General features: G+C 57.6%; 20 protein-coding genes, 1 tRNA gene and 2 pseudogenes. 7 read left to right on the forward strand and 16 right to left on the reverse strand.

The window, feature by feature from the left end; all coding sequences use genetic code 11:
* Positions 1 to 2: 2 nt before the first annotated feature.
* Genes dhaM through dhaK form a run of 3 tightly spaced genes read right to left on the reverse strand, consistent with a single transcriptional unit; the run spans position 3 to position 3,148 of the window.
* Positions 3 to 1,424, reverse strand: coding sequence for a dihydroxyacetone kinase phosphoryl donor subunit DhaM (gene dhaM, locus AC007G_RS05320; RefSeq protein WP_099001546.1), 1,422 nt, complete (start codon positions 1,422 to 1,424; stop codon positions 3 to 5).
* A 10-nt stretch (positions 1,425 to 1,434) separates the two neighbouring features.
* Entirely contained in the window at positions 1,435 to 2,067 is a 633-nt protein-coding gene (gene dhaL / locus AC007G_RS05325) for a dihydroxyacetone kinase subunit DhaL (protein ID WP_032690652.1), read from the reverse strand.
* Between the two features lie 10 nt (positions 2,068 to 2,077).
* Positions 2,078 to 3,148 (reverse strand): dihydroxyacetone kinase subunit DhaK, encoded by a 1,071-nt coding sequence (dhaK, locus tag AC007G_RS05330; protein WP_085396797.1) that lies wholly within the window; start codon positions 3,146 to 3,148, stop codon positions 2,078 to 2,080.
* A gap of 595 nt (positions 3,149 to 3,743) precedes the next feature.
* Here dhaK and AC007G_RS05335 point away from each other — a divergent pair.
* From AC007G_RS05335 to AC007G_RS05350, 4 genes are all read left to right on the forward strand, one after another.
* Positions 3,744 to 4,841: a glycerol dehydrogenase gene (locus tag AC007G_RS05335; protein ID WP_032690654.1), complete on the forward strand. Its 1,098-nt coding sequence runs from the start codon at positions 3,744 to 3,746 to the stop codon at positions 4,839 to 4,841.
* A 94-nt stretch (positions 4,842 to 4,935) separates the two neighbouring features.
* Positions 4,936 to 6,861 (forward strand): dihydroxyacetone kinase operon transcriptional regulator DhaR, encoded by a 1,926-nt coding sequence (gene dhaR, locus AC007G_RS05340; protein ID WP_142629920.1) that lies wholly within the window; start codon positions 4,936 to 4,938, stop codon positions 6,859 to 6,861.
* Between the two features lie 235 nt (positions 6,862 to 7,096).
* Positions 7,097 to 7,420: a DUF1889 family protein gene (locus AC007G_RS05345; RefSeq protein ID WP_072000068.1), complete on the forward strand. Its 324-nt coding sequence runs from the start codon at positions 7,097 to 7,099 to the stop codon at positions 7,418 to 7,420.
* Positions 7,421 to 7,761: 341 nt separating this feature from the next.
* Positions 7,762 to 8,079, forward strand: a complete 318-nt coding sequence (locus tag AC007G_RS05350; RefSeq protein ID WP_142629918.1) for a hypothetical protein — start codon at positions 7,762 to 7,764, stop codon at positions 8,077 to 8,079.
* Between the two features lie 26 nt (positions 8,080 to 8,105).
* On the opposite strand, the gene AC007G_RS05355 is transcribed toward AC007G_RS05350, so the two are convergent.
* Positions 8,106 to 8,181: transfer RNA gene (locus tag AC007G_RS05355), tRNA-Ile, on the reverse strand.
* Between the two features lie 124 nt (positions 8,182 to 8,305).
* Between AC007G_RS05355 and mug the strand changes: the two genes are divergently transcribed.
* Positions 8,306 to 8,812, forward strand: coding sequence for a G/U mismatch-specific DNA glycosylase (mug, locus tag AC007G_RS05360; protein ID WP_004867844.1), 507 nt, complete (start codon positions 8,306 to 8,308; stop codon positions 8,810 to 8,812).
* 100 nt (positions 8,813 to 8,912) lie between these two features.
* Here mug and rpoD read toward each other — a convergent pair whose 3' ends face one another.
* From rpoD to rpsU, 3 genes are all read right to left on the reverse strand, one after another.
* Positions 8,913 to 10,757: an RNA polymerase sigma factor RpoD gene (gene rpoD, locus AC007G_RS05365; protein ID WP_032690659.1), complete on the reverse strand. Its 1,845-nt coding sequence runs from the start codon at positions 10,755 to 10,757 to the stop codon at positions 8,913 to 8,915.
* Positions 10,758 to 10,907: 150 nt separating this feature from the next.
* Positions 10,908 to 12,653 (reverse strand): DNA primase, encoded by a 1,746-nt coding sequence (gene dnaG / locus AC007G_RS05370; protein ID WP_032690660.1) that lies wholly within the window; start codon positions 12,651 to 12,653, stop codon positions 10,908 to 10,910.
* A 176-nt stretch (positions 12,654 to 12,829) separates the two neighbouring features.
* Positions 12,830 to 13,045, reverse strand: a complete 216-nt coding sequence (gene rpsU, locus AC007G_RS05375; protein WP_001144069.1) for a 30S ribosomal protein S21 — start codon at positions 13,043 to 13,045, stop codon at positions 12,830 to 12,832.
* Between the two features lie 349 nt (positions 13,046 to 13,394).
* Between rpsU and tsaD the strand changes: the two genes are divergently transcribed.
* Entirely contained in the window at positions 13,395 to 14,408 is a 1,014-nt protein-coding gene (tsaD, locus tag AC007G_RS05380) for a tRNA (adenosine(37)-N6)-threonylcarbamoyltransferase complex transferase subunit TsaD (RefSeq protein WP_004867835.1), read from the forward strand.
* 42 nt (positions 14,409 to 14,450) lie between these two features.
* On the opposite strand, the gene AC007G_RS05385 is transcribed toward tsaD, so the two are convergent.
* The 8 genes from AC007G_RS05385 to AC007G_RS05420 all read right to left on the reverse strand — a co-directional run bounded on the left by AC007G_RS05385 (position 14,451) and on the right by AC007G_RS05420 (position 21,184).
* Entirely contained in the window at positions 14,451 to 16,058 is a 1,608-nt protein-coding gene (locus AC007G_RS05385; RefSeq protein WP_032690661.1) for a purine-cytosine permease family protein, read from the reverse strand.
* A gap of 155 nt (positions 16,059 to 16,213) precedes the next feature.
* Complete coding sequence (gene ureG, locus AC007G_RS05390) at positions 16,214 to 16,828, reverse strand: urease accessory protein UreG (RefSeq protein WP_032690662.1); 615 nt, start codon at positions 16,826 to 16,828, stop codon at positions 16,214 to 16,216.
* 8 nt (positions 16,829 to 16,836) lie between these two features.
* A complete protein-coding gene (locus AC007G_RS05395) occupies positions 16,837 to 17,511 on the reverse strand; it encodes an urease accessory protein UreF (protein WP_046853435.1) in 675 nt (224 codons plus the stop codon).
* Complete coding sequence (gene ureE / locus AC007G_RS05400) at positions 17,512 to 18,012, reverse strand: urease accessory protein UreE (protein WP_142629917.1); 501 nt, start codon at positions 18,010 to 18,012, stop codon at positions 17,512 to 17,514. It lies immediately after the preceding gene.
* A gap of 9 nt (positions 18,013 to 18,021) precedes the next feature.
* Positions 18,022 to 19,725, reverse strand: coding sequence for an urease subunit alpha (ureC, locus tag AC007G_RS05405; protein ID WP_479466553.1), 1,704 nt, complete (start codon positions 19,723 to 19,725; stop codon positions 18,022 to 18,024).
* On the reverse strand, positions 19,718 to 20,038 hold the full coding sequence (locus AC007G_RS05410) for an urease subunit beta (RefSeq protein ID WP_046853437.1): 321 nt from the start codon (positions 20,036 to 20,038) through the stop codon (positions 19,718 to 19,720). Before AC007G_RS05410 ends, ureC begins: the two co-directional genes overlap by 8 nt.
* A gap of 9 nt (positions 20,039 to 20,047) precedes the next feature.
* Complete coding sequence (locus AC007G_RS05415; protein ID WP_004867816.1) at positions 20,048 to 20,350, reverse strand: urease subunit gamma; 303 nt, start codon at positions 20,348 to 20,350, stop codon at positions 20,048 to 20,050.
* Between the two features lie 9 nt (positions 20,351 to 20,359).
* Positions 20,360 to 21,184, reverse strand: coding sequence for an urease accessory protein UreD (locus tag AC007G_RS05420; RefSeq protein WP_032690667.1), 825 nt, complete (start codon positions 21,182 to 21,184; stop codon positions 20,360 to 20,362).
* On the opposite strand from AC007G_RS05420, the pseudogene AC007G_RS05425 reads away from it, so the two are divergent.
* Positions 21,174 to 21,260: pseudogene (locus AC007G_RS05425) on the forward strand (short-chain dehydrogenase); the annotation flags it as partial. The gene AC007G_RS05420 and the pseudogene AC007G_RS05425 sit on opposite strands and share 11 nt — an antisense overlap.
* 67 nt (positions 21,261 to 21,327) lie before the next feature.
* On the opposite strand, the pseudogene AC007G_RS05430 reads toward AC007G_RS05425, so the two are convergent.
* Positions 21,328 to 22,686 (reverse strand): annotated as a pseudogene (locus AC007G_RS05430) (MFS transporter); the annotation flags it as partial.
* Positions 22,687 to 22,882 lie beyond the last annotated feature (196 nt).

Below are 22,882 nucleotides of genomic sequence, written 5' to 3' on the forward strand. Positions count from 1 at the left end.
AGCTACGTGCGGATAACGCGTTTTCCGGCGACATCCAGGGTAAGGGATTCACCATCGCCTATCTGCTGCAGAGCGTCTCCCTGCTGACACAGGCAGACGATCCCGGCCTGACGGGCGATGATCGCGCCATGGGATGCCTCGCTCCCTTCCCGCAGACAAATCCCCTTGACCAGGCGAGGATCCAGCTGCAAGACAGTGGAAGGAAAGAGATCGTCGGCGATGATAATCGTCGGCTCATGCACCGCCAGCGGCTCTTCGCTGCTGCCTTGCAGATGGCGCAAAGTCCGGTGAAGCAGATCGTCGATATCAATATAGCGCGCCTGCAGATAGGCATCGTTCAACTGGCGGTACTGCTGGCTGAGATCGGCCAGCACCTGATACCACGCCCACTCCGCATTGCATTGTTCCTGGCGCAGGATATCGCAGGCGGCTTCATAGAGATCCGGGTCGTCGAGCAGCGTGTGGTGGCCGGAGAAAATGGCCGCGATATCGGCAGAATAGCGCTCTTCCGCCAGAGTGGTCAGCGCATTGAGATCGTCCAGCGTCTGGCCGATCGCCTGCTGCAGGCGCCGCTGTTCGTTGGCGATGTCGGCGCCGGTTTGTTGGACTGGCCGGGGGGCAGGCAGCGGATAGCGGAGCGCTTTGCCCTGAACGCGCGCGGCGGTCGGGGCAAAGAGCGCTGGCGCGGCGTCCGGCTGCTCGCCAAAGTTCTCCGCCGCCAGCGCCTGAAATGCCGCCAGCGCCGCTTCGGCATCTGGCCCGCGGGCCAGCAGCCTTAATGTATCGTTGCAGCGTACCTGCAACAGGGCAATCTGGTTAATGCTGTCCGGTGAGACGCATTTGCCGCCTTTCTCCAGCACCAGATCGGCATTGAATCCGGATAACGCGGCCACCAGCCGCGATGCCGGACGAACGTGTAAGCCGTTATGGTTTTTAATGACCACGGAGACGGACTCGCCGCTCAGATCGTCGGCCAGCGGCGTGGCCTCGGGGCCGTTCTGTGCGAGCGATGGTAACCCCAGCTGTACGCGCTTAGCTTCCAGGGCGTTCATGGCGTCGGCGATCACTTTATCGATATCCGATCCGGTGGCGGCGCTGACCGTTGCCGCCAGAGTGCCTTCGACCAGCGGCGCGGCGCACAGGCGAACCTTCGCCGCGATCGCCGGATCGAGGAGATCTAACGCGGTTTCCGCGCTGAGCAGGGCGCTGCCGATATCCATCATCACCAGCACGTGGTCGGTATCGGCGACGGATTCAATGGCCTCCATCACCTTAATGGGATCGGTGCCGATCGGGTTTTCAGGATCGTCAATACCTGCGGCGATCGCCAGCTTACAGCCGTCGCCAGTTAACATCTGCCGGGCCAGTTCTCCGACACCTTCGCCCAGTCGGGCGCTATGAGAAACAATCACCAGGTTTACCATCGCGTTATCCTTACTCTTTGGCTGCGGCAGCCAGCTCCTGAATCATGAACATCACCGAGGTTGCGCCCGGATCCTGATGCCCGATGCTGCGTTCGCCGAGGTAGCTGGCGCGGCCTTTGCGGGCCTGCATGGTGATGGTAGAGCGGGCGGCTTCCTCTGCTTGTGTCGCGGCGGCATCCAGCGCGTGCTGAACCGACAGGTGCTGTTCGCTGGACTGGCGCAGTGACTCGACGACCGGTAGCCAGACGTCGCACATGGTTTTATCTCCGGGTTCCGCTTTCCCCCGGTTGACCACGCCGTCCGCCCCTTCGCGCATCATCTGGTACAGCTCTTCGAGGGTCAGACTCTGGTGAGCCTGCGTCACCTGGGCTGCGCGAATAAAGAAGGTGCCGAACAGCGGGCCGCTGGCACCGCCGACGTTGGAGAGCAGCGTCATTCCGGTGTTCTTAAGAATAAAACCGATATCTTTATCGGCAATGGACGGCAGTTTTTCCACCACCTTGCTGAAGCCGCGATACATATTCAGACCGTGGTCGGCATCGCCAATCTCTTTATCCAGGCCGGTCAGAAAATCTTTCTCTTTGGTAAAAATGTCGCCGCAGCGATAGAGCCAGTTAACGATTTGCGTTCTGTTCAGTGACATGTCGTGCTCCTTAATGGCCCCAGTTCAGCGCCGGGGTATGAACGGGGGCGTCCCATAACGCCAGCGTGTCGTCATCGACTTTCAGTAGCGTGAGGGAGAAACCCACCATATCCAGCGAGGTGCAGTAGCTGCCGATGAGGTTGCGCTCGATGGTGATGCCACTCTCCTCGCAGCGCGTGGCCAGACGGTTGTATACGCCGTACAGTTCCGACAGCGGGGTGGCGCCAAGGTTATTGACCAGCGCGATGACGCGGTCGCCCTTCTGTAGCGCCTGTTTGCTTTGCGTGACGTCCTGCCAGCTTCCTTTGACGGTATCCCACTGACGCAGCGTGCGGCTGTAGGTGCCGTTCTCCAGCAGGGTGTCGAACATCTCATCAACGGTGCGGTCAAGAGAGCTGAAGGGGCGACGATTGATACCCGGCTCGCCGTGGATCCCGACGCCGAATTCCATCTCATTATCCTGTAATTCAAACGATGGCTGTCCGGCGGCCGGCACGGTACAGGCGCCTAGCGCCACCCCGATGGAGTGGCCGAGGTTGTTAAGCTTGCGACCCAGCTCAGCGCAGGCTTCCAGTGAATCGCCGCGTTCGGCGGCCGCGCCGACCAGCTTCTCAATCAGGACGGTGTTGGCGACGCCGCGGCGTCCGGCGGTGTAGAGGCTGTCTTTGACCGCCACGTCGTCATCGATGACGACGGTGGTCACCTTAACGCCGCTTTCGTGCAGTAGTTCGGTCGCGGTTTCGAAATTGAGGATATCCCCGGTGTAGTTTTTGATGATCAGCAGCACGCCTTCGCCGCCGTCGATATTCATCGCGCACTCGAACATTTTATCCGGGGTCGGGGAGGTGAAAATCTCGCCCGGACAGGCGCCGGCAAGCATACCTTTGCCAATATAGCCGCAGTGCATCGGCTCGTGTCCGCTGCCGCCGCCGGAGAGCAGTGCCACTTTCCCGGCAACCGGCGCATCGGCGCGGGTGACATACACCGGGTCCTGATGCAGCGTCAATTCAGGATGGGCTCTGGCGAGGCCAAGCAGTTGTTCACTCAGTACATCTTCGACACGGTTAATCAATTTTTTCATTATTTATGCTCCGTCGGAGTGATGCGATGCGGCCTCTCTACCCGCGGAGGCGGTCATCGTGTAGGGGTATCGTCTGGCGTGAAGAACGACCCGGCGACGTTATGATTCTGGCTGAGTTAACGGAAAAAAAAATGTCGCGAAAACGAGTTTCATAACGGAACGTGGTTATTTATTTTTGTTCCGTTATGAAACGTTATCGCCGATGAAAAGAGAAAAATGCGAGCTAAGGCTGTTTTTTCGCCCTGCGTTCTTCTGCGGTAGCCGGGGCAACGGATCCTTTTTTGATTTGTTTTCTGCTGTCAGGGGCAACAGTGTTGGCAGATTATCCGTTTTTTTGTGTAGCATGACGGCGAATGGACGGATCGGGATCGCAATCCCGGCGTTTTACGGCAATTGATGTTCCAATATGGAACGGTAAAAAATATTCTCTGTTTCATATCAGAACAAAAACGGGAAAAATTTTTTTGTTCACCGCTCGCCCTACAGTGTTTGCATCGCTCAGGCCACGATCCCGTTTCTGCCATCAACCGCAGGCTGAACAGGATGACGCCAGGGCTCATCATGTAAAACATGCACTTATTTGAGGGTGAAAGGAATGCTAAAAGTTATTCAATCTCCGGCCAAATATCTTCAGGGTCCTGACGCATCCACGCTTTTTGGTCAGTATGCCAAAAATCTGGCGGACAGTTTTTTTGTGATTGCCGATGACTTCGTGATGAAGCTGGCGGGGGACAAAGTACTCAATGGTTTGCATAACCACGGTTTAAGCTGCCACGCGGCCCGTTTTAACGGTGAATGCAGCCACGCGGAGATCAACCGTCTGATTGCCATTCTGCAGCAGCACGGCTGCCGCGGCGTGGTAGGGATTGGCGGCGGGAAGACGCTCGATACCGCTAAAGCCATTGGCTTCTACCAGAAGCTGCCGGTGGTGGTGATCCCGACGATTGCCTCTACCGATGCGCCAACCAGCGCGCTGTCGGTTATCTACACCGAAGCCGGTGAGTTTGAAGAGTATCTGATCTATCCGAAAAACCCGGATATGGTGGTGATGGATACGGCAATTATTGCCAAAGCGCCGGTGCGCCTGCTGGTGGCCGGGATGGGCGATGCGCTCTCGACCTGGTTTGAAGCGAAGGCCTGCTTTGATGCCAGAGCGACCAGTATGGCCGGCGGACAGTCCACGGCGGCGGCGTTGAGCCTCGCCCGCCTGTGCTATGATACGCTGCTGGCCGAAGGCGAAAAAGCGCGCCTGGCAGCGCAGGCTGGCGTAGTGACGGATGCGCTGGAGCGCATTGTCGAAGCCAATACCTACCTCAGCGGAATTGGCTTTGAAAGCAGCGGGCTTGCCGCGGCGCACGCCATTCATAACGGCTTCACTATTCTGGAAGAGTGCCATCATCTGTACCACGGCGAAAAAGTGGCGTTTGGCACCCTGGCGCAGCTGGTGCTGCAAAACAGCCCGATGGAAGAGATTGAAACGGTGCTGGGTTTCTGCCAGAAAGTCGGTCTGCCGGTGACCCTGGCGCAAATGGGCGTCAAAGAGGGCATTGAAGGGAAAATTCAGGCGGTAGCGCAAGCGACCTGCGCGGAAGGTGAAACGATCCATAACATGCCATTCCCGGTGACGGCAGACAGCGTTTACGCCGCGATCCTGACGGCCGATTTGCTCGGTCAGCAGTGGCTGGCGCGTTAACGTCTCGCTGACCTGCTTTTGCAGGGTGAAGCGTATTCTCCCCTCCGACAGTCTCTGCCGGAGGGGTTATCTATTTTAAACAGCGGAAAAGGAAATGGCGGCGCAGACTCAGGACTCCGGAAAAACAGTATCTTCCGTTATCAGTCAGTCATGGCAGCGTTGCAGCCGGTTTATGCCAAGGGAGACCTGGCAGGCGCCGCATCAGGCGCAGGGGCTGACCTTCGAATCGATCTGCCGACGTAAAACCGCGCTGCTGACCATCGGCCAGGCCGCGCTGGAAGATGCCTGGGAGTTTATGGATAGCCGACCCTGCGCGTTGTTTATCCTCGATGAGTCCGCCTGTATTCTCAGTCGCTGCGGCGATCCGCAGACGCTGGCGCAGCTCGCCGAACTCGGTTTTCTTGACGGCAGCTACTGCGCGGAAAGCATTATCGGCAGCTGCGCGCTCTCGCTGGCCTCGATGCTGGGGCAACCGGTGAAAACCACCGGCGATCAACACTTTAAACAGGCCCTGCACGGGTGGTCATTTAGCTCCACGCCGGTGTTTGATAACCACGGTCGCCTGTTTGGCTCCATCTCGCTGTGCTGTTTGATAGAACAGCAGGCCTCCTCTGATTTGTCTCTGACGCTGGCTATCGCCCGGGAGGTGGGCAACTCGCTGTTGACCGACAGCCTGCTGGCCGAATCTAACCGCCATCTCAACCAGATGTATGGCCTGCTGGAGAGTATGGATGACGGCGTGATGGCGTGGAATGAGCAGGGGGTATTGCAGTTTCTTAATGTGCAGGCCGCGACGCTCTTGCATCTTGATGCCCAGACCAGCCAGGGGAAAAATATTAATGAACTGGTGACGCTGCCGGCGCTGCTGCGCCGGGCCATTAAGCACGCGCGCGCGCTGAACCATGCGGAAGTGACGTTTGAGAGCCAGCATCAGTTTATCGATGCCGTGATTACCCTCAAGCCCATCGTCGAAGAGCAGGGCAACAGCTTTATTTTACTGCTCCACCCGGTAGAGCAGATGCGCCAGCTGATGACCAGCCAGTTAGGGAAAGTGAGCCACACGTTTGCGCAGATGTCCTCGGACGATCCGGAAACGCGACGGCTGATTCATTTTGGCCGTCAGGCGGCGCGGGGCGGTTTTCCGGTCCTGCTCTGTGGGGAAGAAGGGGTGGGTAAGGAGCTGGTCGCCCAGGCCATTCATAATGAAAGCGAACGGGCGGGCGGCCCTTATATTGCCGTCAACTGTCAGCTGTATGCCGACAGCGTGCTGGGGCAGGATTTTATGGGCAGCGCGCCCACCGATGACGAAAACGGGCGTCTGAGCCGCCTGGAGCTGGCCAGCGGCGGCACTCTGTTTCTGGAAAAAATAGAGTACCTGGCGCCGGAGCTGCAGTCCGCGCTGCTGCAGGTGATTAAGCAAGGGGTATTAACCCGCCTCGATGCCCGGCGCCTGATCCCGGTGGACGTTAAGGTGATTGCCACCACCACCGTTGATCTGGCTAATCTGGTGGAGCAGAACCGCTTTAGTCGCCAGCTCTATTACGCGCTGCACTCGTTTGAGATCGTCATTCCGCCGCTGAGGTCGCGGCGCAACAGCATTTCCTCGCTGGTGCACAACCGCCTGCGTAGCCTGGAGAAACGCTTTTCATCACGCCTGAAAGTGGACGACGATGCCCTGGCGCAGCTGGTGAACTACTCCTGGCCGGGCAATGATTTTGAGTTAAACAGCATTATTGAAAATATCGCCATCAGCAGCGATAACGGCCATATCCGCCTGAGCAATCTGCCGGAATATCTCTTCTCCGAGCGGCCGGGCGGCGATACCGCCTCGTCCCTGTTACCCGCCAGCCTGACCTTCAGCGCCATTGAAAAAGAGGCCATTATCCATGCCGCCCGCGTCACCAGCGGCCGGGTGCAGGAGATGTCCCATCTGCTCAATATCGGGCGCACGACGCTGTGGCGCAAAATGAAGCAGTACGATATCGATGCCAGCCAGTTCAAGCGCAAAAACCACGACTAGTTTGCTGCTTTCCTGCGCTCTCCGCAATTTGGCGGGCGCAATTGCTGTTTTTTCCCGAGCTAAGCGGGGATTTGCTGTTGGTCACCGATGACGGGGCGGTTTATGCGGGCTGCGCCGGACTTATTGGGCAGAAAAACGCCATGCAAACGTTTGACTGAGGTCTGAATCAAAGAAAGGCAACGATCTCTTTGATATCCCCGCAGACTTGGGTCCATATTATAAACATGTTCATCACATGGTTAATTTTAAGGATAAGAGCATGCCAACAGCGATAGATAAAGCATTAGATTTTATTGGTGGAATGAACACATCGGCGTCGGCTCCGCATTCAATGGATGAAAGTACGGCTAAGGGCATTTTAAAATATCTCCATGAGTTAGGCGTTCCGGCTAGCGCCGAAGACGTGATCCTGCGAGGCGAACGGGAGGGATGGAATTCCGGGTTCACCAATAAAGTCGCTGGATGGGCGGAAAAAATCGCCGCTGGCAACCGTCTCGTAATTAAAAATCCAGAGTACTTCTCTTCCTATATGCGGGAGCAGCTCCGGGAGCTGGTGTAAGCGGCACGTTTTTAAAAAATGATTCTGAAGACGATATCCTGCAGGATGGTATAAAAAAGGAGCAACGTTGCTAACGTCGCTCCTTATATTTTTGCAGCCGATGAATATTCAGCATAATTTGAGATTGCCGCGCTAAGCGATGTATTTGCCGCTGGCTGAACATGATGCTGTATTTTTCACTTTATCCGCCATCATCTTCCGGCAACTTTAGCTTTTGAGCATATTCGCAAGTGGCATCGCCAACGGCCAGGTCGTGTCTACGACTGGGCAGGCCGGTTCCGTAACGTCAATCTGACTAAGATGGCTTTCAGTTTACAGCGGCGGACAGAATTCCGCCGCTGATGACGACGTTTGAGCAACAATACCTCTCCCGCTTTTCTGAATTGAGTGCGTTTTCTCGCACAGAACCGGCTGGCTGTCTGGCTGAAAGTCATGTGGAATGTATGTTGATTCATCCCTTCAGGGGGGAAAGTGAACATTGTGGTAACAGCCAGTCACGGCCGTTTTGGGTTGGCATCCCCGGTGAATGGCTAAAGCAAGTGCTGGCTATCTGCAACGAAAGTGTTCTGGTGAACCTTCAGGGTAAAAAACGAGATTTAAGTCTGAAGCCCAAACGGGACCTGGCTCAAATGCAATGCAAAGAAAAAGGACTTAGATAATTTCTTATCTAAGTCCTTGTTTTATCTGGTGGCCCCTGCTGGACTTGAACCAGCGACCAAGCGATTATGAGTCGCCTGCTCTAACCACTGAGCTAAGGGGCCGTGGCGAGGGATTATAAAGTAACTGGCAGACGCAATCCAGCGCAAAACGCACGGCTGCTGTTTTTATAAACAATGCATTTTCAATCCTTTATAATCGCCTTTTAGGTATTGAACGGGTGGAAAGATGATTAACGATATTCTGGCGCCGGACCTGCGGGTGGTCTTCTGCGGCATCAATCCGGGGAAGTCCTCTGCCCATACCGGTTTTCATTTCGCGCATCCGGGCAATCGCTTCTGGAAGGTGATTTATCAGGCCGGTTTTACCGACCGTCTGCTGAAGCCGGAAGAGGAGCTGCAGCTGCTCGATACGCGCTGCGGGATTACTATGCTGGTGGAGCGCCCGACGGTTCAGGCCAGCGAAGTCGCCTTGCAGGAGCTACGCAGCGGCGGGCGGGAGCTGGTGTTGAAAATTGAACAGTATCAGCCGCGGGCGCTGGCGATTCTCGGTAAACAGGCCTTTGAGAAAGCGTTTCAGGTGCGCGGCGCGCGCTGGGGCAAACAGCAGGTGACCATCGGCGATACGGAAGTGTGGGTGCTGCCAAACCCTAGCGGGTTGAACCGGGCGACGCTGGATAAGCTGGTGGAAGCGTATCGTGAACTGGATGATGCGCTGGCATCGCGAGGTCGATAGCCTGCGGTGAGTCGCGTCGCTGGCTCTCTCGGACGGCAACAGGGTGAATTGAAGACAAAAAAAAGCTCCCCGCAGGGAGCTTTTTTATTTCCGGCAACGATTAATCGTCGAGGAAGCTACGCAGCACTTCAGAACGGCTCGGGTGACGCAGCTTGCGCAGCGCCTTCGCTTCGATCTGACGGATACGTTCACGGGTAACGTCGAACTGTTTACCGACTTCTTCCAGCGTGTGGTCGGTATTCATATCGATACCGAAACGCATACGCAGGACCTTGGCTTCACGAGCGGTCAGGCCTGCCAGCACGTCGTGAGTGGCGGCACGCAGGCTTTCCGTGGTTGCGGAGTCCAGCGGCAGCTCGAGGGTGGTATCCTCGATGAAATCACCCAGATGCGAATCTTCATCGTCGCCGATCGGCGTTTCCATGGAGATAGGCTCTTTGGCAATTTTCAGCACTTTACGAATTTTATCTTCTGGCATCAGCATGCGTTCAGCCAGCTCTTCCGGCGTCGGCTCGCGACCCATTTCCTGCAGCATCTGGCGGGAGATACGGTTGAGTTTGTTGATAGTCTCAATCATATGCACCGGAATACGGATGGTGCGCGCCTGATCCGCGATAGAACGGGTGATGGCCTGACGGATCCACCAGGTTGCGTAGGTGGAGAACTTGTAGCCGCGACGATATTCGAACTTATCAACCGCTTTCATCAGACCAATGTTACCTTCCTGGATCAGATCCAGGAACTGCAGGCCACGGTTGGTGTATTTCTTGGCGATAGAGATAACCAGACGCAAGTTCGCTTCAACCATCTCTTTCTTCGCACGGCGGGCTTTGGCTTCACCGATGGACATACGACGGTTGATATCTTTAACCTGCTCGATAGTCAGGCCGGTCTCTTCTTCAATCTGCTGCAGCTTCTGCAGGCCGCGCTGAACGTCTTCTTTGACGTCGTGCAGTTTTTCAGACCACGGCTTGTTCATGGCGATCGCAGCGTTGAACCAGGTCTCGCTGGTTTCGTTGCCGGTGAACAGGGTGATGAAGTTCTTCTTCGGCATTTTGCACTGTTCGACGCACAGTTTCATGATGATGCGTTCCTGAGTACGGACGCGATCCATCATGCTACGCATGCTGCCGACCAGGTAATCGAACTGTTTCGGTACCAGGCGGAACTGTTTGAACACTTCGGACAGCTTGAGAATTTCTTCCTGCGCTGCGGCGTGGCTACGACCTTTCGCTTTGATGGTATCGCGGGTCAGCTCGTACTGCGTGCGCAGCTCAGCGAATTTCTCGCGCGCCAGCTCAGGGTCGATGCTGTTGTCGTCATCGCTGCTGTCGTCGTCTTCTTCTTCATCTTCGTCTTCGTCGTCATCCATCTCTTCCTGAGAGAGTTCAGAGCCGACGTGTGTCGCGGTTGGCGCCAGGTCTTCTTCGGCGTTAGGATCGACGAAACCGGTGATCAGATCGGACAGGCGCGCTTCTTCAGCTTCAACGCGGTCGTACTGCTCCAGCAGATAGGTAATGGCTTCCGGATATTCAGCAACGGAGCACTGAACCTGGTTGATCCCATCTTCAATACGTTTGGCGATGTCGATTTCGCCTTCACGCGTCAGCAGTTCTACGGTACCCATTTCGCGCATGTACATGCGCACCGGATCGGTTGTACGTCCGATTTCAGATTCAACACTGGACAACACCTGTGCAGCAGCTTCTTCTGCATCTTCGTCGGTGTTGTTGCTGTTTTCAGCCAGCAGCAGATCATCGGCATCCGGTGCTTCTTCCATCACCTGAATGCCCATGTCATTGATCATTTGGATGATGTCTTCGATCTGATCGGAGTCGACGATATCTTCCGGCAGATGGTCATTGACCTCGGCATAGGTCAGATAGCCTTGCTCCTTACCACGTTGGACAAGAAGCTTCAGCTGTGACTGCGGGTTTTGCTCCATAAGACGGTATCCACACTTAATTCGTTTGATTGGTGTCGACAGACAAACTGCCAACATTTAAAGCGAGGGCGTACTTATATTATTGCCGCTGCGCCTCAGCGCGGCTGTCGGGGGCTTCCCGAACGATATTCGGCACTTAAGCCGTGCAATTCATTTTTTTGCCAGCTCCTGACTGATGGTCCAGAGTTCCCGGCGTTCTTCACTGCTTAAACCGTGCGTGCGGTCGCGAGCTATCAACTCTTCTTGCCGCAGTTCGAGCAGTGAATCAAACATATGGTTGAGCGCGTCGGTGAAGGTTTTTTCCGCGATATCTTTATCTGCTATATCGTCCCACATCGACAGTTTTTCAAGGGTTGCGGCCTCATTTGTACCGCGATACTGTTCTAAAAGTTGCCCGGTGGTCAGACCTGGCTGAGACAAACAGGTTTTGACCAGTTCGCTGAACAGGCCAAGCCCGGGCATTTTGCGCTGATCCAGGCCCTCTAAAGGCGGAACCAGCGGCGCCAAATCCGGGTTTTGCACCAGCAGTCCTATCAGTATACGCATGGTCGTGCGTTTTAGCTGCGGCGCGGGGCGTGGAGCTCCACTTTCTGTCTGTTTTGGCATTAAACGTTCAAGCTGAGCGTCATCTAAAATCCCCAGCTTGTTGCCCAGCTCCTGACGCAAATAAATGCGCAGCGTTTCGCCCGGTACCTGGGTGATGAGCGGCAGCGCTAAGGTACTGAGCTGCGCGCGCCCGTCCGGGGTGCTCAAATCGACCTGCGGCAGCAGGCTGTTGAACAAAAACGTGGAGAGCGGCTGAGCCTGCTCCATCCGCGCTTCAAACGCCGCTTTCCCCTCTTTACGCACCAGCGTATCCGGGTCTTCGCCGTCGGGCAGAAACATAAAGCGTAGCTGACGACCATCGGTCATGTACGGCAGCGCCGTTTCCAGGGCCCGCCAGGCGGCATCGCGGCCAGCCCGGTCGCCGTCGTAACAGCAGATGACCTGATTGGTCGCCCGGAACAAAAGCTGAATATGGTCGGCGGTGGTCGAGGTCCCCAGCGACGCGACGGCGTAGTTGATGTCGTACTGCGCCAGTGCCACGACGTCCATATAGCCTTCGACAACCAGCAAACGCGGTGGTTCGGCGTTATCCTGCTGCGCTTCATACAGGCCGTACAGCTGACGGCCCTTATGGAAAATATCGGTTTCCGGAGAGTTAAGGTATTTCGGCAGGGCATCACCCAGCACGCGACCACCAAAACCAATCACCCGGCCTCGCTTATCGCGGATAGGGAACATCACCCGTTCGCGGAAGCGGTCGTAACTGCGCCCCTTATCGTTCGTCACCAGCATGCCGGCATCGATAAGCGACTGGCGGTTTTCTTGATTGCCGCCAAAACGTTTTAAGACGTTATCCCAACCGGGTGGGGCGTAGCCAATCGCGAAGCGCGCAATGACCTCGCTGCTTAAGCCACGTTTCGCCAGATACTGGCGCGCAGGGTCGGCGGCGGGTTGCAGCAGAGACTGTTGATAAAACGCATTCAGACCGTCCATCAATTGATAGAGACTTTGCCGCTGATGGCGCTCTATTTGACTCGGTCCGTTGCCTGCTTCGTATGGCACTTCGAGGTTGTGCATGGCGGCCAGCTCTTCGACCGTCTCCACGAACTCGAGTTTGTCGTAGTTCATCAGGAAGTCGACGGCGTTGCCGTGCGCACCGCAACCAAAGCAGTGATAAAACTGTTTTTCACCGTTGACGGTAAAAGAGGGGGTTTTTTCGTTATGGAATGGACAGCACGCGTGGTAGTTCTTGCCCTGCTTTTTGAGCTTTACCCGCGCGTCGATGAGATCGACGATGTCGGTGCGCGCCAGCAGATCATTGATAAATACGCGTGGGATTCGTCCAGCCATAGGCCCCGTAAACTATACACACGATCACCAGACGGCCTCAGCCTATGCTGAATACGTTCTTTCATGATGCGGTGTATCTGCTAATGCATAAACGAAAATAAGCCGCGCATTCCTTCCGGAAGCACGGCCTTACAACAACAACTCAGTCTGAATTGAGGGCGTTGGCCCTCAACAGATTAGTACAGACGAGTGCGGCGTGCGTTTTCGCGAGCCAGTTTCTTCGCGTGACGTTTCACTGCAGAAGCTTTAGCGCGCTTACGTTCGGTAGTCGGTTTTTCATAGAACTCACGACGACGAACTTCCGCCAGAACACCTGCTTTCTCACAGGAACGCTTGAAGCGACGCAGAGCTACGTCGAACGGCTCGTTTTCACGTACTTTAATTACCGGCATGTGCCTCTCACCTTTGATTAATTCGGTTTGCTGCTGGCATCAACGCCAGCTTATTTCAAAATGGTGCGGAATTTTACTGCAATTGCTGCTGCTTTGTAAAGCACCGCTGCCTTTTTTGAAAGGACTTTTATAAGGGTGAGGAGTATACACGAGGGTTGTTCCTGGGGCGAACAAAGTTTTATCTTCGCCGCCTGCAGGCCTTTCTGGCGCCGCATGGCGGGCAACGTGCGGCCGGGCGGGTTTTCGGGGCGCCCCGGTTGCCTCGCTGCGCCAACCAGGCACGCTGAGGGTATACATCAACCCGCATTGGTCCTAAACTGCGCGGTATTAGAGCGAGGTAAAACAAGACATGCGTGTACTGGGTATTGAAACATCCTGCGATGAAACCGGCATCGCCATTTATGACGACGAAAAAGGCCTGCTAGCCAATCAATTGTATAGTCAGGTGAAATTACATGCTGACTACGGCGGGGTGGTGCCTGAGCTGGCTTCGCGCGACCACGTGCGTAAAACCGTTCCGCTGATTCAGGCGGCGTTGAAAGAGGCCGGGCTGACGGCAAAAGAGATCGATGCCGTGGCCTATACCGCAGGTCCCGGCCTGGTCGGCGCGCTGCTGGTCGGCGCAACGGTAGGGCGGTCACTGGCGTTTGCCTGGAACGTGCCAGCGGTTCCGGTGCACCATATGGAAGGGCATCTGCTGGCGCCGATGCTGGAAGATAATCCCCCCGCATTCCCGTTTGTGGCGCTGCTGGTCTCTGGCGGCCATACCCAGCTGATTAGCGTCACCGGTATTGGTCAGTACGAGCTGCTCGGCGAGTCTATCGATGATGCGGCCGGAGAAGCGTTTGATAAAACCGCGAAGCTGCTGGGGCTCGATTATCCCGGCGGCCCGATGCTGTCTAAGATGGCGGCTCAGGGCAAAGAAGGACGATTTGTTTTCCCCCGTCCGATGACCGACCGTCCCGGTCTGGATTTCAGCTTCTCCGGCCTGAAAACCTTTGCGGCTAACACCATTCGCAATAACGATGACGATGAGCAGACCCGTGCAGATATCGCCCGCGCGTTTGAAGATGCGGTGGTGGATACGCTGATGATTAAGTGTCGTCGCGCGCTGGAGCAGACCGGCTTTAAACGCCTGGTGATGGCCGGTGGCGTGAGCGCCAACCGCACGCTGCGCGCGAAGCTGGCGGAGATGATGGCAAAGCGTGGCGGCGAAGTGTTCTATGCGCGTCCGGAGTTCTGCACCGATAACGGCGCGATGATCGCCTATGCCGGGATGGTTCGCCTGCGTACCGGCGCTAAGCCGGATCTCGGCGTGACCGTCCGTCCGCGCTGGCCGCTCGCTGAACTGCCGGCGGCGTAATCTGCATCACAGGCCGACATTCTGTCGGCCTGCCTTTCTGCTTTACTCCATACTTTTACACAGCGAGCAAATCGCGCCCTGATGTTTGTGCGAGTGCATGACGTCCGGACGTTCGTACTCTTCTTCACAGCTGACGCACTGGTAAACGGTGATGGACGCATTGCCCTGCGCGTCGTAGCGCGGCTCGCTAATCCCGTCATCGTACTGCTTGATGTAGTAGCGCCCGCCGGTGAGGATACCCATCAGCGGTGTCATCACCAGCGCCACGACCAGCGCAATCAGCGGCGAGAAGGGCGCCAGCGTGGCGCCGAGCAGACCGAAGAAGGCGCAGATGGAGAGCCCGGCCGCCAGAGCAAACGAAACCACGCCCACCGGGTTAACGTTATAGATCATTCCGCGACGATATTCTGGCTGCGCCGGGGCGAGCCTGAGCAGGCCTTTGTTGACGGTGATATCGGTGGCAACCACCACCACCCAGGCAATGGCAAAGTTAGAGTAGAAACCAAGAATCCACGACAGCGCGCTGAACATATCGCCCTCCATCAGCGCCAGCGCGATGGCGAGGTTGACGATGACGAAGATAATCCGCCCCGGATAGCGTTTGGTGGTGCGCGTCCAGGCGCTGGTCCACGCCAGCGAGCCAGAATAGGCGTTGGTGACGTTGATTTTAATCTGTGAAATGACCACCAGCACGACGGCCAGGGTTAACGCCAGCCAGCCGGGTACCAGGTTATCAAAGACGCTGACGAACTGCTGTACCGGTTCGGTATTGTGCACCGCCGGGAAGCGGGTCAGCAGATAGAAGCCGAGGAAGGCGCCGATGATCTGTTTAATTGCGCCTAAGATCACCCAGCCTGGGCCTGCGGAAAAGACCGCCAGCCACCAGCTTTTGCTGTTCTCTGCCGTTTTTGGCGGCATAAAGCGCAGGTAATCGATCTGCTCGCCGATCTGCATAATCAGCGACAGGCAGACGCCGGCGCCGAGCATAATGGCAGTTAAATCAACCTGCGCCGCGTTATTCTTGCCGGCGAAGTGCATAAAGCCGTCCACCAGCGCCGGGTCTTTGGCAATCAGCCAGGCCACCGGCACCACCATCAGCACCAGCCACAGCGGCGTGGTCCACACCTGCAGGCGGGTCAGTGCTTTCATACCGTAAACGACCAGCGGCAGCACCATCAGGGTGGCGATGAGATAGCCCATCCACAGCGGGATCCCTAATCCAACCAGCAGCCCCTGGGCCATAATCGAGCCTTCAAGGGCGAAGAAGATAAAGGTGAAGCCTGCGAAGATAATGCTGGTGATGACCGAACCAAAATAGCCGAATCCGGCGCTGCGGGTGATTAAGTCGAGATCGATGTTATAGCGGGCGGCGGTAATCGCCAGCGGGATCCCGGTGAGGAAGATCACCAGCGCCGCCAGCAGGATGGCGTAAATCGCGTTGGTGGTGCCCCATGCCATGCCGATGCTGGCGCCGATGGAGAAGTCCGCCAGATAGGCGATACCGCCCAGCGCGGTCACGGCGACGACGCCGGGTCCCCAGCGGCGGAAGCTCAGCGGAGCATAGCGGAGTGTATAGTCTTCCAGGGTTTCTCTGGAGCCGGATGTCCCGGTCTGGGCAGGTAACTCAGTTTTAATATCCAGTGATGACATAGTCATTCCTTAATGATCAGGCATGACAGGAATTAGCAAACCTTATGCCACTTCGTAGAACAGCTGCGGCGGGCGCTGGCGGGGCGGGGATGAATAAAGAGGGGGCAGGATGTGCACCATCCGGACGCAGGTGCGCCCGGATGGTGCAGGGACGCTTAGCGCAGCATGCCTTTGTCGACAAGGAAGGCGATGATGTTGTTCAGGCCATCGCCGCTTTTCAGGTTGGTAAAGGTCCACGGGCGGTCGCCGCGCATACGCATCGTATCGCGCTCCATCACCTCCAGCGATGCGCCCACATACGGTGCAAGGTCGGTTTTGTTGATCACCAGGAAGTCCGACTTCGTGATCCCCGGTCCGCCTTTGCGCGGGATCTTTTCCCCTTCCGCAACGTCAATGACGTAGATGGTCAGGTCCGCCAGCTCCGGACTGAAGGTGGCGCTCAGGTTATCGCCGCCGCTTTCAACGAAGATCAGATCGAGGTTGCCGAACTTTTCGCTCAGCGCTTCTACCGCCGCCAGGTTCATCGACGCGTCTTCGCGGATCGCGGTATGTGGACATCCGCCGGTTTCGACGCCGACGATGCGCTCCGGCGCCAGCGCGCCCGCTTCGGTGAGAATACGCTGATCTTCTTTGGTGTAGATGTCGTTGGTGACGACGGCTAACTGCCAGCTGTCACGCATGGCTTTACACAGCGCTTCCAGCAGGGCCGTTTTCCCGGAACCGACCGGGCCGCCGACGCCGACGCGCAGCGGGTGTTTGTAGTTATGCATACTCTCTCCTAGGAACGGAATAATCGGGAATACTGGGTTTCATGCCGGGCGGAAGCAATGGCGGCCAGCGGCGTGGATGAACCTATCGCGCTATCCGGCGCCGCAAGGGCGCAGGTCATATCCGCCGCGTAGCGATCGCACAGGCGTAAAATCAGCTGCTGGGCAGCCTGCTGGCCGAAAGGAACCAGCTTAACGCCGGCCATGACCGCGCTCTCGATCCAGCTGTAGCCAAGGCTCAGCGCCAGGTCGGGAAGTGCGATTTGCCAACGTACGCCGAGCCACGCCATGCCGGCGAGCTGACTTTGCCGACACAAAACGCGCCACGCCGGCGGGCAATCCGGCTGCCAGTCGGCCAGCAGGCGGGCAAAGGCCGCGCCGCGATTACGCTCTTCTTCACGCAGTTCGCGGGTCTCACGACAGGCGAGCAGCCAGGCGGTCCAGCGCTGTGCTGACGGCAGATCGTCGTTTTCGCATGCCCGATACAGCCGGGCGAACAGAGGAAGATCGACGGTAAAAAAGCTCTGTTCCATCTGCTGCAGCTGCCAGCGTTCAAAAGCGGCGGCATCGGGCACCCAGCCCGCTTCCACCGCCCACTCCAGCCCTTGCGACCAGCTATAGCCGCCGACCGGGAGGTTGCTGCTGGCCAGCTGCATCAACCGCAGGCGTTTTTCCGACGTTGGCATTTAGTGACTGTGCTCGTGATGATGATCGTGGCCATGATCGTGACTATGACCGTGGCTATGGCTATGGCCGTGGCTTTCGCTGGCGTAGGCGCCGGCTTCCGGTTCAAAAGGCAGATGGGCGAAAGTGACCTCCAGGCCGAACTGGCGCAGCATATCGTCCAGCACATGGTCGTGGTGATAGCGCAGCTCTCCGGGCATGATTTGCAGCGGAACGTGGCGGTTACCGAGGTGATAGCAGGCTTTCGCCAGCGTGAACTGATCGTCACAATGCACCACGGACACGCCTTCATCTGCGGCGATAATTTGCACAAATTCGCTGCCGTCTTCATTGCTGAGCACATCCCCACCGCGTAGCAGCAGGCCGCGCGGTAACAACAAACCGGCTTCGCGACCGTCGTTGAGGGTGACTTTGATACGACTTTTCACCCGTACATCGATCGGTAGCGTAAGGCTGGCGGTCAGTTTGCCAGGTGAATCCACTCGTTGGGTCAGATAGAGCATCCGGACTCCTTAAAACAGAAAATAACGTTGCGCCATCGGCAGGACATCTGCCGGTTCGCTGGTAATCAGCTCGCCATCGATACGCACTTCATAGGTTTGCGCGTCGACGGTGATATTGGGCTGCAGGCCGTTATGGATCATGTCGGTCTTTTGTACCGTCCGGCAGCCTTTCACTACCGCCGTGGCGCTCTGCAGATTCAGACGCTGCGCCACGCCGCTGTCGACCGCCGCCTGCGGCAGGAAGGTGAGGCGACAGTGATGGCGAGCGCTGCCCAGCGCGCCGAACATCGGGCGGTAGTGCACCGGCTGCGGCGTCGGAATCGAGGCGTTGATGTCGCCCATCGGTGCAATGGCGATCATCCCGCCCTTGATCACCGTGGCGGGCTTAACGCCGAAAAACGCCGGGGACCACAGCACGAGATCCGCCAGCTTGCCGACTTCAATCGATCCGACTTCATGGGCGATACCGTGGGTCAGCGCCGGATTAATGGTGTACTTGGCGATATAGCGCTTCACGCGGAAGTTGTCGTTATCGCCGCGTTCTTCCGCCAGCGGCCCGCGCTGGACCTTCATTCGATGCGCGACCTGCCAGGTACGCAGAACGACTTCGCCGACGCGGCCCATCGCCTGCGAATCAGACGATGTCAGCGAGAAGGCGCCGAGATCGTGCAGAACATCTTCTGCCGCGATGGTTTCCCGGCGGATACGCGATTCGGCAAACGCCACGTCTTCGGCGATATCCGGATCGAGATGGTGGCAGACCATCAGCATATCCAGATGTTCGTCGATGGTGTTGACGGTATAGGGCAGCGTCGGGTTGGTTGAAGAGGGCAAAATATTGGGGTGTGCGCAGGCGGTAATAATATCCGGCGCATGGCCGCCGCCGGCCCCTTCGGTATGAAACGTGTGGATGGTTCGCCCGGCGATCGCCGCCAGCGTATCTTCCACAAAGCCGGATTCGTTCAGGGTATCGCTGTGCAGCGCCACCTGAATATCCATTTCGTCGGCAACCGTCAGCGCGCAGTTGATGGCTGCCGGCGTGGCGCCCCAGTCTTCATGAATTTTCAGGCCGATAACGCCTGCCGCGACCTGTTCGCGTAGCGCGTCCGGGTTCGAGCCGTTGCCTTTGCCCAGCAGACCGATATTCACCGGCAGACTGTCTGCCGCCTGCAGCATCCGCGAGATGTACCACGGACCCGGCGTGCAGGTGGTGGCATGCGTCCCCGCGGCCGGGCCGGTGCCGCCGCCGACCATGGTGGTGACGCCGGAGACCAGCGCCTCTTCCGCCTGCTGCGGACAGATCCAGTGGATATGGGTATCGACGCCGCCGGCGGTGACTATTTTGCCTTCGGCGGCAATCACTTCCGTCGCCGCGCCAATGGGGATATTGACGCCAGTCTGGATATCGGGATTGCCCGCTTTGCCGATCGCCAGGATCCGCCCGTCTTTGATGCCGATATCGGCTTTAACGATCCCCCAGTGATCGACGATCAGCGCATTGGTCAGCACCAGATCGACACAGTCGTCAGCGAGCATTTGCCCCTGGCCCATACCGTCACGGATGACCTTGCCGCCGCCGAACTTGACCTCTTCGCCGTAGGTGGTGAGATCGTCTTCGACCTCGATCCACAGTTCGGTGTCCGCCAGGCGCACTTTATCGCCGGTGGTGGGGCCAAACATGTCGGCATAGGCCTGACGTGAAATATCACTCATTGTTTGCCTCCAGATTCCCCATCACCTCGCCGCGAAAGCCGTATACCGCGCGACGACCGGCGAGTGCGACCAGCTCCACTTCACGTTTTTGCCCCGGCTCAAAGCGGACCGCGGTGCCAGCGGCGATGTTCAGGCGGTAGCCGGTGGCCTGCGCCCGATCAAATTTCAGCGCCGGGTTGACCTCGGCAAAATGGTAATGCGAGCCAACCTGAATCGGCCGGTCGCCATGATTCTCAACGATAATGCTGTGGGTGGCGCGGCCAACGTTCAGAGCTATCTGGCCGGGTTGCACCTTGTATTCACCTGGGATCATCGCGAAACCTCAGATAATCGGGTTGTGGACGGTGACCAGCTTCGAGCCATCCGGGAAGGTGGCCTCGACCTGGATGTCGGGGATCATTTCGGGTACGCCTTCCATGACCTGCTCGCGGCTTAACACGTGGCGGCCTTCTTCCATCAGCGCCGCCACGCTTTTACCGTCGCGGGCGCCCTCCATAATAAAGGCGCTGATTAAGGCCACGGCTTCCGGGTAGTTCAGCTTCAGGCCGCGGGCCAGGCGACGTTCCGCCACCAGCGCGGCGGTAAACAACAGCAGCTTGTCTTTCTCTCTGGGGGTCAGTTCCATAGCGTTCTCTCAGGTCAACCAGATTCGGGGAAGGACCGGGGACTTTCCGGTCAGATGCGGGCGCATAAAGCGCCAGATATCACGCATCGCCCGCTGGCAAAGTAAGTTATCGTCACTTAAAAAGCGCACCGTCAGCAGGCCGTCAGTCAGCGTGGCGCCGGCATAATTTCCTAGCGTTGTGAGTCGTTCCCGCACGCCGTCAAGCAGGGCTTCGCTGGCGGGATAGAACAGCAGAGTACCGACCCACGGGTATTGCGCCACGCTGGCCAGACGCCCGTCGGCCAGGTGCAGGCGTTCGATCAGCAGCGGAGCATCATCCATCCATACTTCAAGACGGTTGCTGAGGGTGCCATGGCTAAAGTTTTCGCCGATGACCGGGCGGCCAAGGCACAGCAGATCCCAGGCCAGCAGCGTGCTGGAGGCGCAAAGATGAAAGGCGGTGTGCAGACTGGCCCGGGCGCCCGGAAAGAAAATAGCGTCCTGCGGCAGCCACTCCAGCGTCGAGCGTTCCGCCAGCGTCAGGCGCTGATGTAAATGGGCCTGCGCGCCGCTGCTGCGGTAAAATTTACTGGCGCCGGGCATGGTGATTAACGTGTGGCAGCCGCTATCGAGAGCGGCGCGAATCGTTAGCTCGTCGCCTCCAACGATCCCGCCCGGCGGGTGGAGTAAATAGAGATGACAGGTATCGTCTTCGGGGTAAAAGGGACGCTGGACGGTGAGCGGACCGACATGACGGGCGGAGGTGAGTACCGTTTTGCCGCCGCGATGTTGAAAATGAAGGTCCAGCGTAGCCTGCCAGCCTTTTTTATTCTCTGGTAACACGGTGCTGTGCAATGTTGTTACGCCCCTGCAAAATCAAGATAAAACAGCAGCGATGAGTATTGATCGGCGCGAAAGTATCTCGATCATATGAAAAGCTTATGAATTAAAAACAAGAAAACAGCCGCCTGAGCGGCGGCCGTTTAGCGAAAAGATTATTACGCCTGATAATCCTCGGCGTCAATGTCATAACCCGACGGTTCCCAGCGAATAGCGAGCAGCGACAGCAGGCCAATCAGCGGCGCGGCGGCGATAATCCAAAAGACCTGGGTATCCAGGGCCGCAACCAGCAGCGGGAAGAGGAACAGCGACAGGGTTGAGCTGCTGCGCATCAGGGTCTGATTCAGGCCAACGCCGACGCCGCGCAGTGAGGTCGGATAGCTCAACGAGGCAAAGGTCATGGTGTGGGCGCCGGGGCCAAACCCCTGGCCGAACAGGAACAGCGCCAGCATCGCCACGGCCGCGATGCCTTCGCCCGCGCCGTGCGGACGGCCGATCAGCGCCAGCCCCAGCAGTGCCGCCAGCTGGCAGCTGTAGCCCGCCAGCGACATCTTCCAGGCCCCTAAACGCGGCACCAGCCGAACCGCCAGCAGACCGCCGACAAAGGCGAAGAGCAGATTCAGCGCCAGCGAGATCACAATCGTGGTCAGCATCGACTGAACAAAGAAGCTGGAGATGATCACCGGCAGGCCGAAGGCGACGGCGTTATAGGCAAAGGAAGAGACCACCGACAGCAGCGTGGCGAGGGTGGTTCGCCGCAGATAGACGCCCTGGAACAGACGGAAATAGTTGCTCCACTGCGCTTTTTTCACCACCGGCGTCGGGTTATCCAGCGCGTCCTGCGCCACGTGGGCGTTGATGTTATAGGCCTTGCGGAGAATGGCGGCGGCGTCGCGCAGGTTGCCCTGATTGGCGGCCCACACCGGTGATTCGCTCATATAGCGGCTGCGAATGGCGATAATCACCAGCGCAGGTACCGCGCCGAAGCCCAGAATCAGCCGCCACAGCCAGTCGCTGTGGCTTTCTGGCAGCACGGCGTAGAACAAGAGCACCAGCAGATACGAGATGCTGATGGCGGCATACCACGTCGGGCACCACATGGCGACGCTGGCCGCTTTGTTGCCCGGCCCCTTAAGCTTTGAGAACTCGCTCAGGAAGGCCATCGCCACCGGCAGATCGATACCGACGCCGAGGCCCATGACAAAACGGGCGCCGGTCAGCACATATTCGTTGGGGGCCAGCGCGCAGGCGATCGCGGCCACCACAAAAAACAGCATATCGGCCATAAAGACGCGGTAGCGGCCGATTTTATCCGTCAGGTAGCCGCCCAGCAGCGCGCCGACGATTGCCCCGAAGGTGATGGCCGACGCCACCATTCCGGTACCGGCAGGGGTCAGATTGAACTCGCGGGTAATATCTTTCAGGCCGAAGGCCAGGGAGCCCAGATCGTAGGCATCAAGAAAAATACCGCCGAGGGCGATACCCATGACGATACGCGCATTATTGCGCCCGCTGCTGCGACCGGATCCGCGTTGATTACGTCTGTCATGATGTTGTTCTGTGCTGTTTTATAAAGGATTCAGAGTAAACATCGTGGCAGGCAGGGATAAATTATTTTTGGTTATAAGACATAGCTAAGTGATTGTTGTGAAATGATTATCTTTTGCTGAGCGGTGGGTTCAGAATGATTGGCTGCCAAAAAGGGCAATTCAG

This window comes from Klebsiella sp. CSG-1 (assembly GCF_056521145.1).